We start from the raw sequence: 12,683 nt of genomic DNA on the forward strand, positions 1-12,683 counted from the left end.
ATTATTGAAAGATTAAACTAAAATATACGTTGCGGATCAGTGTTTTGTCCAGCGGGCGCATAAATTTGTTATTTACGGCCAACGGATGGTTCTGATCAAGTACATTACCAAAACTCTGAGCAAATTTAATCTCAGGAGACACTTTGAAGTGTGTAAAGAAAATATCTGCTCCTATGCCGGCTTCCCATGAAAGGTAATCCGGTTTGATGATAATAGGGTCGGGAGATTGCTGGTTACTGGCCATCAATGCATCATAATCGTTGCTGAGCTGACTCCATTTTGTCCATTTCACACCGGCTATCATATATCCTCTGTATCTGTTAAACTTATTTTTGAGAATTTTCTCATCTGACCGGAATTTGAGACTTAACGGAAATTCAAATGAATTAAAATTTGTCCCTCCCTCTGATCTTGTGGTATGTCTTGTTCTTCGGGTCAGGCTTTTCTGTGTAGTGCCGTCGTCATTTGTTCCGGTATAAATGATACTGGAATTGTTTATAAAAACAAATGTAGGGCTTAGGGTGCTATAAAGGTTGTCTGTGATTCTGAGATGAATAGGTATTCCTACACCCATACCATGGCCTACTCCGGATTTGATGGACCGAAGATCTTTGATTTCATTAATATTTCCCTCAGGATAATCTAATGGGTACCCGGACCAATCTTTTTTTAGTCCCATGACATATCGTGAATTGACGTAGGAGTATTGTATACCAAACAGGAGCGTAGCATCCTCGTCATATCGGGATGAAAAAGGCAATGAGATGGATTGTGCACTTACTAAAAAGGGCAGGGTAACCAGACCAATTATAAAACTGAGCTTTTTTATCATTTTGTAGAAACATAGATGGTACATACACCAAATGTCTGCGGACGTATGATTGTTTCAGAAAATCCTACTTCTTTCATGATGGTCGCAAACCTGTTTCCATCCGGAAACTTAGCCACAGATTCAGGAAGATAAGAATATGCACTGCTATCTTTCGAGAATAATTTGCCAATTAATGGTGTAACATTATGGAAATAAAAATTGTACAGCTGTTTAATCGGGAAGGATTTGGGGTTTGAAAATTCCAGAATGACCGCTTTTCCTCCCGGTTTGAGTACCCGACAAATGTCTGCAAGCCCCTGTTCCAGGTTTTCAAAGTTACGTACTCCGAAAGCGACTGTTACTGCATCAAAAGTATTGTCTTCGAACAGCAGTTTTTCTGAATCTCCAAGTTGAACTTCAAATTGTTGCTGCAGACCTTTACTTGTAATCTTTTCCTGCGCTACCTGTAACATTCCTTCCGAAATATCTACACCTATGATTTTTTTTGGATTTAATATCTTGATAGACTCTAATGCAAAATCTCCGGTTCCGGTTGCTACATCCAGCATGAGTTGAGGTTGAATCGATCTGAGGGAACGGATTGCTTTTTTACGCCAGATAATATCAATACCTAAGGACATAAAATGGTTCAGAAAATCGTAAGTCTTGGATATATTGTTGAACATATCTGCAACTTGTGTTTTTTTGTCGCCTTCTGCGTTTTTATATGGCTTTAAAGTGGATGATTCATTTGTCATAGTTTACAAAGATACAATATTATCTTGCAGCTAGTGACGTCCTGTTTTAGAAATATTTTTTCACTATTATTCTATAAGTCATTGACTGTTAATCGCTACAGGCATTAGCTGTATATGGTGCTTTAATTAAGCGAAATCGGTTTGTGTAATTTTATGTTGTTAACAAACGCTAAAGTTATCCACATTTACATAACAATTTGATAATTTAGCAGTTATAATAGTAACTCACATTTTATTCACATTTGCTGTTGATAACTAAGTCGCCTTAAGCGGTCTGTACCAACAGTTTTTAGTATGATTGTTGAGGCAACTTTTAAGGCTGTGTACAACTCTTTGTTTGGACCAAAAGTATTTTTTATACTTTTGTTATCCCCAATGCGAGAGTAACTAAAATTCTCAACAAAGGATTTCAAAATATTTAATCATCGACAAACAAACGTAGGTCCTCAACATGAGCAACGAAAACGAATTTTCAGGCAATAAATTTGACAGCAATAAGCGGGCAAATTACGGAGAGCGTCGGACGCGTCTCAATAATCTGGTCAGTGGGTTGGGCAAGTTACCTCCGCAGGCAATTGATCTGGAAGAAGCTGTTTTGGGTGCTCTTATGCTGGAGAAGAATGCGTTGAGTGAGATCATTGATATTCTGAAAGCGGAATCCTTCTATAAGGAGGCTCATCAGAAGATTTTTGAAGCGATCTTCAATCTGTTTCAGAAAACTTCTCCTATTGATATTTTGACGGTGATCACCGAATTGCGTAAGATGGGTGCACTGGAGATGGTTGGTGGGGCGTACTACATTACGTCTCTTACGGATCGTGTGGTATCTGCGGCAAATATTGAATACCATGCCCGTATTATATCCCAAAAGTATATTCAGAGAGAGCTGATTAAGGTTTCTACTGAGATTATCAATAGCTCTTATGACGAGACGGCGGATATTTTTGATCTTCTGGATCATGCGGAGAAGAGTTTGTTTGATATTGCACAAAACAATTTAAGAAGAGACTCCCGTAAGATGGATGACATTATGCGTGAGGCTATTTCTTCTTTAGAGTTGTTAAGAGATAAGACTGACGGTCTGACGGGTGTTCCTTCCGGTCTGACGGCTTTAGACCGTATGACCTCAGGATGGCAGCCTTCGGATCTTGTTATTATTGCGGCTCGTCCTGCGATGGGAAAGACGGCATTCGTCCTTTCTGTAGCGCGTAATGCCGCTGTGGATCATAATAAACCTGTAGCGGTATTCTCACTGGAGATGTCCTCGGTTCAGCTGGTGAATCGTCTTATCGCAGGTGAAACTGAAATTGAACAGGAAAAACTTAAAAAGGGTAACCTCGCGGATCATGAGTGGCAACAGTTACATTCCCGAATCGGGCGTTTGACAGAGGCTCCTCTTATTATCGATGATACGCCTGCCCTTAACGTTTTTGAATTCCGTGCTAAATGTCGTCGTCTGAAAGCACAACACGATATTCAGATGGTCATTGTAGATTATCTGCAGCTGATGCATGGTAAATCTGAAGGCAAGGGAGGTGGTAACCGTGAGCAGGAGATCGGTAGTATCTCCCGGGCACTGAAGTCTGTTGCCAAGGAGTTGAATATTCCTGTGTTGGCTCTTTCGCAGTTGAGCCGTGCGGTAGAATCCCGTCCGGGAAACAGTAAACGTCCAATGCTCTCCGATTTGCGTGAATCGGGATCTATCGAGCAGGATGCGGATATGGTACTCTTCCTGTATCGTCCGGAATACTATGGTCTTACCGAAGATGAGGAAGGACGTCCTACGGCGGGTGTAGGTGAGGTAATCATTGCCAAACACCGTAATGGGGAAACTGGTATTGTGCCTTTGCGTTTCGTTGGTAAATTCGTAAAGTTCGTCGATCTCGAAGATGAATTCTCGGGTATGGGAGATGCTGGTGGTTTCGGTGCCGAACCAACTTCGTTTTCTTCATCAGCCATGAATCCTTCAACTTCATTTGAAGGTTTTGGTGGAGGCGGTATCACAATGCCTTCGCGTATGAATGATATGCCGGATGACGCTCCGTTTTAATCTTTTTAGATTGTACTGAAATTTTAATTCTTCAGGCAGACTGAATGTTAATATTCTTTGTCTGGGTAGTGATTTATGATTAAGGCTGTTCAGCAACTTCTTTCGCTTTTTGTAGTGCCAGAGGAAATGTCTTATTCATACTTTCTGTATATTCAGTCAGTGTATCTACTTTCACTATGAGCTTAGTCTTTTGTCCTTCCGTATGAAGTTCGTATATTTCGTATAACTCTCCCCATTCCGGATCGTGATTGGGTACTTCTTCAAAATTGACTATTTCACCGAGATGCTGAAAGGATATATAGTCCGGATACTCAAGCTTGTTGATCAGACTGTACATCCCGTCTCCGCGCGGAGTCAGAAAATGAATGGTATTTCCTTCTTTAAAATCTGAAATCTTATAATAACTTCCCTGGCTGAATACATTTGTCCATATTTTGTAGTTTTCCTGATCCCAAAGTGTTTGCCAGATTTTTTCGGGAGTTGCATTGATTTCAATGCTGTAAGTCAGTGTTGTCATAGCGAAATGTGTTTTTCAATTTGATCTATTCTACCGGAAAGTTGAAGTATTCATTTGGATAAGGTTCATCTTTAAGGGTATAATGCCACCATTCTTTCCGGTAAGATTTAAAACCGTACTTTTCCATTATTGTTTTGAGAATCTGGCGATTTTCTTTCTGTCTGCCAGTGAGATCAGCATAATCGTGATGGGAAGGTGTGCCGAAATAGTCAAACGGGCTTCCCATATCCAGTTCGATTTTGCTTTTGATATAGATAAGTGTGAGGTCTACGGTGCTGCCTCTGCTATGTGCTGATTTTTCTGCGATATATCCTGATTTGAAGAGGTCTCTTTTGTCGGTATCCGGATAGAACTCTTTCTTAGCAAGGGTATCTTCTATAATCAATGCCCACTCTTTGAAATTATCTACTGCTGCCTGAGGACGGTAGGCATCGAATATTTTGAGTCCCAATCCTTTTCTGTTCAGTTCCCGCTGAATTTTCTTCAGCGCCTTTGCTGCGGGTTCTGAAAGGATTGCTACTTCTTTGTTATAGCTGTTGATCTTTTTCCCTGTAAAGTTGTGGTTGCCTGCATAGCGGATGTCATACTGAATATTTGGAATCAGCTTATGGATATACACAAAACCGTCCGGAAGCTTTTGTACAGGATGTATGGAGGCGCAGGAAAGGGTGCCCAAAAGAAGCTGACTGATTATAATGATCTTTTTCATTTTGATATCGGTGAACATAAATTTAAGAACTTAATGGTGAAAATACCTTATTTGTAAACAAACAAAGGCTCCGTCCACAAGTGACGAAGCCTCTGTATTATACTGTCTGAAGAATATTAGCTTAGATTAGCGAGACTTTCTTCAAGGATTTTGATTTTCGTTTGTGCATCATCCTTTTTGTTTTGTTCATTCTGAACAACTTCAGGTTTTGCATTTTGGACAAAACGTTCGTTAGAAAGTTTTTTGTCTACCGAGATCAGGAAGCCTTTAAGGTATTCGATTTCTTTGCCGATACGTTCACGTTCTGCATTCACATCGATATTATTTTCCATTGCAATATAACATTCATCACGTCCTGCAAGGAAACTCACAGCACCTGCGATCTTTTCTTTTACAAATGTCAGTTCTGATATATTTGCAAGTTTGATAATGCTGTCCTGATATTTTCTGAAGTCAATATCGTTTGCATTTATTGCCAGTGGCAGTGCTACCTTGGGCGAGATCTGCTTGGTATTCCGCACATTTCTTACTTCAGATATAACTTGTTTTACCGTGTTGAATTCTTTGATAAGCGTTTCATCAAAAGCTGCAGTTTTAGGGTATTCTGCTACGATACAGCAGTCTTTATCCTCGCGTTTGCCGAATAGTTCGTCATGCCATAGCTCTTCTGTGAGGAATGGCATAAACGGATGTGCCAACGTCAATACCCGCTGGAAGAATCCCTTTGCCGTTTCAAATGTCTCAGCAGGGATCGGAGATCCGTAAGCCGGTTTGATCAATTCCAGGTACCATGCACAGAAATCATCCCAGATGAGTTTGTATGTCGCCATCAAGGCGTCTGATAATCTGTAGCTTGCAAAGTGTTCTTCGATTTCTACCAGTGCCTGATTAAATCTGGATTCAAACCATGCTGCAGAAGTTCTGTCTGCTTCCGGTGCCGGTTCATTTGAGATTTCCCAACCTTTTACCAGACGGAATGCATTCCAGATCTTATTAGCAAAGTTACGTCCTTGTTCACAGTAGGATACATCAAACATAAGGTCATTTCCGGCAGGGGAGGACAGCAGCATACCTACACGTACTCCATCAGTACCATATTGTTCCATCAGTTCGATAGGATCCGGAGAATTGCCCAGTGATTTAGACATTTTACGGCCCAGTTTGTCGCGTACGATTCCAGTCAGATATACATTCTTGAAAGGAGCTTTTCCTGTATAATTATGCCCCATGATCATCATACGTGCTACCCAGAAGAATAGAATTTCGGGAGCTGTCACCAGATCGTTGGTCGGGTAATAATAGTTGAAATCTTCGTTTTCAGGATTACGTACACCATCAAAAACAGACATTGGCCATAGACCAGAAGAGAACCAGGTATCTAATACATCATCTTCCTGACGTATACCATCCGCTGATTTGCCCTGGCTTGTGAATTCCTGAATGGCTTCTTCCTGCGTTTTGGCAACTACCCATTCGTTTTTGTCATTATACCAGGCCGGAATACGTTGTCCCCACCATAGCTGACGGGAGATACACCAGTCTTTGACATTTTCCATCCAGTGCTTGTAGCTGGCTGTAAATTTGTCCGGTATCAGGTTGACTTCACCGCTGATTACATAGTCCAGTGCCGGTTTGGCCAGTTCATCCATTTTACAGAACCATTGCATCGACAGCTTAGGTTCGATGGCAGCATCTGTACGTTCGGAAAATCCGACCTGGGATTTATAATCATCTATTTTTTCGATCTGATCTGCTTCTTCCAGTAGTTTTGCTACTTTTTTACGGGCGATAAAGCGATCTTCACCAATAAGGATAATAGCTTTCCCGTTTAGTGTACCATCATCATTGAGGATGTCTATAACTTCGAGATTGTGTTTTTGTCCCAGTTCGTAGTCATTAAGGTCGTGTGCCGGTGTTACTTTTAAACAGCCTGTACCGAATTCCATATCTACGTATTCATCTTCGATGATTGGTATCTCTCGGTTTACCAGAGGTACAAGAATTGTTTTTCCTTTTAAATGCTGGTAACGTTCATCATTCGGATTGATACATATTGCTGAATCGGCCATGATAGTTTCAGGACGTGTGGTCGCAATGACAACGTACTCGTCAGAATCTTTTACCTTATAGCGGATGTAGTATAGTTTTTGGTTAACCTCTTTACGGATTACTTCTTCGTCGGACAAAGCTGTCTTTCCCTGAGGATCCCAGTTGACCATACGTACTCCACGGTAGATATATCCTTCTTTATAGAATTTGATAAAGGTATCCAATACCGCTTCGGAAAGATCCGGATCCATTGTGAATTTAGTGCGTTCCCAATCACATGATGCCCCTAATTTTTCCAGCTGCTTCAGGATGATGCCTCCGTATTTTTCTTTCCATTCCCAGGCATATTTCAGGAAATCTTCTCTGCTGATCGATTTTTTATCAATACCCTGTTCTTTAAGCATAGCGACGACTTTAGCCTCCGTAGCAATAGATGCATGATCTGTTCCGGGTACCCAGCATGCATTTTTACCTTGCATACGTGCACGACGGATCAATACATCCTGAATCGTATTGTTCAACATATGACCCATGTGTAAAACTCCGGTAACATTAGGAGGAGGCATTACTATTGTATACGGTTCACGTTCATCTGGAGTCGAACGGAAAAATCCGTTATTCATCCAATAGCTGTACCATTTTTCTTCAGCTTCTTTAGGATTGTAAGTTTTCGCTATACTCATTTTTGTAAGTAAAAAATAAAAGAATACAAAAATAAGCATTTGTCCTTACTTATTTGAAGATTCCGTTTGTAAAAGAGTCATCATACTTTGATAATATTTTGTTAATACAGAATTAACTCACTGAATTTAGTGTACTTTTGCACCATTATTTTTATTTGACGTTAACAATGAATGATATAACTAATGAGGTAAGGGCTCTGGTTCAATATTTTTTGTTTTGGCTCCTTATCACTTTTGTGGATCGCCTGTTATTCATCTGCTCTTTTTTTGAGAAGGTAGGCTTTAATCATTTCGCTGATATTTTCCGGATTTACTATAACGGACTCTCACTAGATCTGTCTGCAGTCTCTTATATTGTAGCGCTTCCGTTTCTGTTCTATAGTGTACTTTCTTTTTTTCCTAAATTGCGTTTTTCGAGAAGATGGATGGACATCTATACCGTCAGTGTACTGACGGTATATGCTATAGTTACCTTTATCAATATTAATATTTACAGAGAGTGGGGCGATAAAATTTCGCGGAGAGCTATTGATGCTTTCTGGGCATCTCCCTCAGGAGCAGTTGCGTCTGCTGAATCTACTCCTATTTTTGTCCCTATCCTGGGGATGATCATTTTTATTTTTGTAGGATGGAAATTGTATCGCTGGATGTTGGGTAAGGTGCATTATTTTAACCTGAAGAAAGTTTTACCCAATGTATTAAAATTTGTTGGCTGTGTTTTTATTCTGTTTACGTTTATCCGTGGCGGATACGGGCGTGCGACCTTAAATCCAAGTAAGGCTTATTTTTCGGAAACAACATTTTACAATCATGCTGCAGTGAATACGCAATGGGCACTTTTGCGGGATTATTTCAAAAGGAGTACTAAACTGAAGAATCCGTATAGTTTCTACCCGGACACGAATTCCCTGACGAAAGCATTGGAACCTGCTTTCGTTGCAAATCAGGATTCAACGGTGGAAATACTGACTAATAAGAGGCCTAATGTAGTGCTTATTCTTCTGGAAGGTTACGTTGGTGATCTGGTTGCTTCTATGGGAGGAGAGAAGGGTATCTCGCCGAATTTTGAAAAACTTATCCGCGAAGGGGTATTCTTCGATCACATCTATTCTGCCTCGGATCGGTCTGATAAGGGGATGGTAGGTACGCTGAGTGCTTTTCCTGCTCAGGGACCTGAAAGCATTATCAAATATATAGATAAGCATGAGAATATGCCGGCTATAGGACAGGAGTTGGATTCTGCGGGTTATCATACTTCTTTCTATCACGGTGGTCAGAGTGAGTTTTATAATTTCAAATCTTACATGTATATGCATGGCATAGCTAAGATTGTAGATAATGCCAATTTTGATAACCATGTTGACCGTGCTTCCTGGGGAGCATATGATCATGAGGTGTTCAAACGTATGCTGTCAGATTTTGATAAGGAAAAGAGACCTTTCTTTTCTACAATCTTTACACTGATCAATCACGAACCGTTTGAACTTAAGAACGGATATAAGTTTGGCAATAAGACGAATGCTGATAAATTCAGAAGTACCGCATATTATACGGATTCGGTGATGTACGATTTTATTACAAAAGCTAAGCAGAAAGAGTGGTACAAGAACACCCTTTTTGTGGTGATCGCAGATCACGGACATCGTTTGCCATCTGAGAAATGGGATCTGTCTCATCCTAATCGTTTTCATATCCCGTTATTGTTTTTCGGAGATGTCATAAAACCGGAGTATAAGGGTAAAATTTACTCCCGCATAGGTAATCAGACTGATCTTGTAGCGACTTTGTTGCAGCAGATGGGGATATCCTCTCATCGCTATCACTGGAGCAGGGACTTGTTTAATAAGACTACTCCGCAGATTGCGTTTTATAATTCTAAGGATGCCTTTGGGGTAATCACTCCTGAGCAGGCCTTAAGTTTTGACAACATCGGTAAAATCATCAATTACAATCAAAACAGAGCTTATCCTGTTGCCAAAAATGATAGTTTATTAAATATAGCTAAAGCGTACTACCAAAAGGTTTACGATGAATTTTTGAAGTATTAGATATGAAAATATTGACATTAAAGCATACTGTGGCTCCTTTTATAGCTGTAGCTCTCCGTTTTTTACTGCTTTTATTTATTTATGCAGTATTGCGGATTGGTTTTTACTGGATTAATATTGGTTTGTTCCCTAATGTAAGTGGAGGTGAACTTTTTATCATGATGAGAGGTGGTGTCAAGTTTGATGTTGCTGCTTTGCTTTATCTCAATATTCTTTATATTTTACTCTATATTATTCCTGTTCCTTTCAAGTATAACGGTACTTACCAGCGGATAGCGAAATGGATATTTGTTATTACAAATAGCATCGGTATAGCACTTAACCTGATCGATTATGCCTATTATCCTTTCACATTAAAGAGAACTACAGGGACTGTAATTGATCAGTTTGCCAATGAAAGTAATCTGCTGAAGCTTACTTTTGATTTTTTGCTGGGTTACTGGTATCTGGTTGTATTATTTGTCGGACTGGTTTATCTTTTAGCAAAGACATATGACCTTATCAAGGTTGAAAAGCCTCGGGTATTCAGCTGGAAAACAGCGGGTATTCACCTTATACTGATGTTGTTTTATGCTTTTCTGTTTATCGGGGGAGTACGTGGCGGATGGGCACACAGCACGAGACCTATCACTTTGAGCAATGCAGGAGATTATGTCAAAGTGCCTGAGGAGATGAATATTGTGCTGAATACGCCTTTTTCAATATTGAAGACACTTAAGGCTGTTAATTTAAAGCCTGTTCATTACTTTACTGATGAGGAACTGGATAAGATTTATACAACTGTTCATCAGCCTGCGGATACGGCTTCATTCCGTAAGCTTAATGTAGTCTTCCTGATTTTGGAGAGTTATGCAAAGGAACATATTGGTGCCTTGAACAGAGATATTCAGAACGGACAATACAAAGGATATACTCCGTTTCTGGATTCGCTGATCGGACAGGCTTATACTTTTGATCATTCTTATGCAAACGGACGTAAATCTATAGATGCTTTGCCTTCTGTGATTACGGGCATCCCTTCGGTTGGAGAGCCTTTTGTACTTTCTATCTATTCGGGTAATGAAACAACTAGTATCGCAAAACTGCTGGGTGATAAAGGCTATGAAACTGCATTTTTCCATGGTGCTCCCAATGGAAGTATGGGCTTTTCAGCGTATACCAGACTGGCAGGAATCAAGAATTATTTCGGTAAGAACGAATATAATAATGATGCGGATTTTGACGGAATATGGGGGATCTGGGATGAGCCGTTTATGCAGTTTATGGCAAATAAGATAAACACTTTCAAACAACCTTTTTTTGCCAGTTTCTTTTCTTTGTCTTCACACCATCCTTTTAAGGTACCGGAGAAGTATAAAGGTGTTTTTCCAAAAGGACCTTTAGAAGTACAGGAGCCTGTAGGATATACAGATCATGCTTTAAAAGAATTTTTTGCTACAGCGTCAAAAATGCCCTGGTATAAAAATACACTATTTGTAATCTGTGCCGATCATGCTACTGTAAGTTATCTTCCGGAATATAAGACATTGCCCAATGCGTATGCGATCCCGATTATATTCTATTATCCGGGCGGAGATCTCAAAGGTCGCTCTTCAAAGCTCATTCAGCAAACGGATATTATGCCAACTGTACTGAGTTATCTTCATTATGATAAACCTTATTTTTCATTTGGTTTTAACGGATTTGATGAACAGCAGCATGACAACTTTGTGGTCAATAACAATTCGGGATCTTTTAATTTCTATTACAAGGATTACTTTATGACCTATGACAGCAAAGGTCCGCTTACGTTATTTAATCTGAAAGAGGACCTGTTTATGAAAACCGATCTACTTAAGCAACATCCTCCTGTTCTGGATACAATGGAAACCAAAATGAAGGCTTTTATTCAGCAATACAACAATCGTATGATCGCGAATAAGCTGACATATAATAAGTAAATTACTGTTTGTTTACTTCTTATTTACACGAATACCTCTGTTCAAAAGATAACGCAGTGTAAACATTTGCTGGTTGTCTATCCGGCCGGGAGTGAAATGCAAAGCGAGTTTGAGTGTACCCTGAATATTGGCCGATTGAATGGGAGACCAGCCAACATCAAGCCGGTCATATGTGCTGTATCTGAAATGACTGTCTGCATAAGGCGTATTTTGACTCCCTCCTTTATAGAATGTGTTTTCTAATGAAAAGGACTTAAAAGCCATGTAGATATTAGCAATGAACCCTTTCTTCACTCTGAAATCATATTGGGATCTTATCCGGTCTATACCGATCATTATACCGGCATCTATTATTAAAGAATCTAAAGGTGTTTTGTTTGTCAGATTGCTTCCCAGTTTGAATATGCCGACGCCATTATCCTGAATATGCTCATCAATATTACTATTTGCGGAAAGAGCATTATGCCATAAAATGAGATCGTCCGAAAAATAAAAATCACCAACTGTTACTTTTCCATTCATGCCGACCAAAAATCCTTCACGGTATTTGTCAGATTGTTTGCTGGTCCAGTCTATAAAGAGCCTTTGCTGAAAATGATCGTTTCTGTACGCCAGCATCATTCCTTCAATATTGGGTCTGAAGTAGATGAGCGTATCATTGAGAATAGCACGTGGGGTATTCTTCATCAGATCATAACGTGGAATATGGCCTATGGAAAAATCAAAGTTTTCATTCCTGTAATTATAGTAAATAATGGGCCTCAACATAGGATTTTTATGCTCTCTTTCTCCGAATTCCTGAGCTACATGTATTCCTCCATGTACAGTATGGTTGTCGCCCAGTTTGAAGTAGAGTTCGGGGGATATACGTGTTCCGAAAATTGTTTTGGATTCGGTATAAGGAGCTTTAAATTCTCTGTTATCAGCGTATCCCAGAAAATCTATTTGATAGCCAATATTCTGCGCATTGGAATTTAAATATAATAATAACAAGAGGAGTGACGTAATTAATCTTCTAACCATAAGTATAGAGATTTTAGCAAGTAAGAAAATAAGGAACGGAAACAGGCTATATTGTTAGTATAGCCTGTAGTATTATTTTATGGAATGTGACTAAA

The 12,683-nt window shown here is 39.7% G+C and carries 9 protein-coding genes; 3 read left to right on the forward strand and 6 right to left on the reverse strand.

All coding sequences use genetic code 11. The annotated features are described in order from the left end of the window. Nucleotide 1: 1 nt before the first annotated feature. Together I6J03_RS14475 and ubiE are read right to left on the reverse strand one after the other, a co-directional pair. A complete protein-coding gene (locus I6J03_RS14475; RefSeq protein WP_003005152.1) occupies nucleotides 2-832 on the reverse strand; it encodes a hypothetical protein in 831 nt (276 codons plus the stop codon). Beyond that, the gene (ubiE, locus tag I6J03_RS14480; protein WP_003005149.1) at nucleotides 829-1,569 is read right to left on the reverse strand and encodes a bifunctional demethylmenaquinone methyltransferase/2-methoxy-6-polyprenyl-1,4-benzoquinol methylase UbiE; all 741 of its coding nucleotides are present in this window, start codon (nucleotides 1,567-1,569) and stop codon (nucleotides 829-831) included. The genes I6J03_RS14475 and ubiE overlap by 4 nt, the downstream gene beginning before the upstream one ends. Before the next feature lie 451 nt (nucleotides 1,570-2,020). Between ubiE and dnaB the strand changes: the two genes are divergently transcribed. Next, nucleotides 2,021-3,619: a replicative DNA helicase gene (gene dnaB / locus I6J03_RS14485; protein ID WP_002999406.1), complete on the forward strand. Its 1,599-nt coding sequence runs from the start codon at nucleotides 2,021-2,023 to the stop codon at nucleotides 3,617-3,619. A gap of 79 nt (nucleotides 3,620-3,698) precedes the next feature. Here dnaB and I6J03_RS14490 read toward each other — a convergent pair whose 3' ends face one another. The 3 genes from I6J03_RS14490 to I6J03_RS14500 form a co-directional block, all read right to left on the reverse strand. Beyond that, nucleotides 3,699-4,136 carry an SRPBCC family protein gene (locus I6J03_RS14490; protein WP_003005146.1) on the reverse strand — a complete coding sequence of 146 codons (438 nt, stop codon included), beginning with the start codon at nucleotides 4,134-4,136 and terminating at the stop codon, nucleotides 3,699-3,701. 25 nt (nucleotides 4,137-4,161) lie between these two features. Next, the gene (locus I6J03_RS14495; RefSeq protein ID WP_232279649.1) at nucleotides 4,162-4,845 is read right to left on the reverse strand and encodes a M15 family metallopeptidase; all 684 of its coding nucleotides are present in this window, start codon (nucleotides 4,843-4,845) and stop codon (nucleotides 4,162-4,164) included. Nucleotides 4,846-4,961: 116 nt separating this feature from the next. After that, nucleotides 4,962-7,577 carry a valine--tRNA ligase gene (locus I6J03_RS14500; protein WP_039989652.1) on the reverse strand — a complete coding sequence of 872 codons (2,616 nt, stop codon included), beginning with the start codon at nucleotides 7,575-7,577 and terminating at the stop codon, nucleotides 4,962-4,964. A 167-nt stretch (nucleotides 7,578-7,744) separates the two neighbouring features. On the opposite strand from I6J03_RS14500, the gene I6J03_RS14505 reads away from it, so the two are divergent. After that, a complete protein-coding gene (locus I6J03_RS14505; RefSeq protein ID WP_003005137.1) occupies nucleotides 7,745-9,625 on the forward strand; it encodes an LTA synthase family protein in 1,881 nt (626 codons plus the stop codon). A gap of 2 nt (nucleotides 9,626-9,627) precedes the next feature. Next, nucleotides 9,628-11,565, forward strand: coding sequence for an LTA synthase family protein (locus I6J03_RS14510; RefSeq protein ID WP_003005134.1), 1,938 nt, complete (start codon nucleotides 9,628-9,630; stop codon nucleotides 11,563-11,565). A gap of 12 nt (nucleotides 11,566-11,577) precedes the next feature. On the opposite strand, the gene I6J03_RS14515 is transcribed toward I6J03_RS14510, so the two are convergent. Continuing rightward, the gene (locus tag I6J03_RS14515; RefSeq protein WP_003005131.1) at nucleotides 11,578-12,588 is read right to left on the reverse strand and encodes a hypothetical protein; all 1,011 of its coding nucleotides are present in this window, start codon (nucleotides 12,586-12,588) and stop codon (nucleotides 11,578-11,580) included. Nucleotides 12,589-12,683: the final 95 nt, after the last annotated feature.

The sequence above is a fragment of the Sphingobacterium spiritivorum genome, assembly GCF_016724845.1.
In the GTDB taxonomy this organism is placed as follows: domain Bacteria; phylum Bacteroidota; class Bacteroidia; order Sphingobacteriales; family Sphingobacteriaceae; genus Sphingobacterium; species Sphingobacterium spiritivorum_A.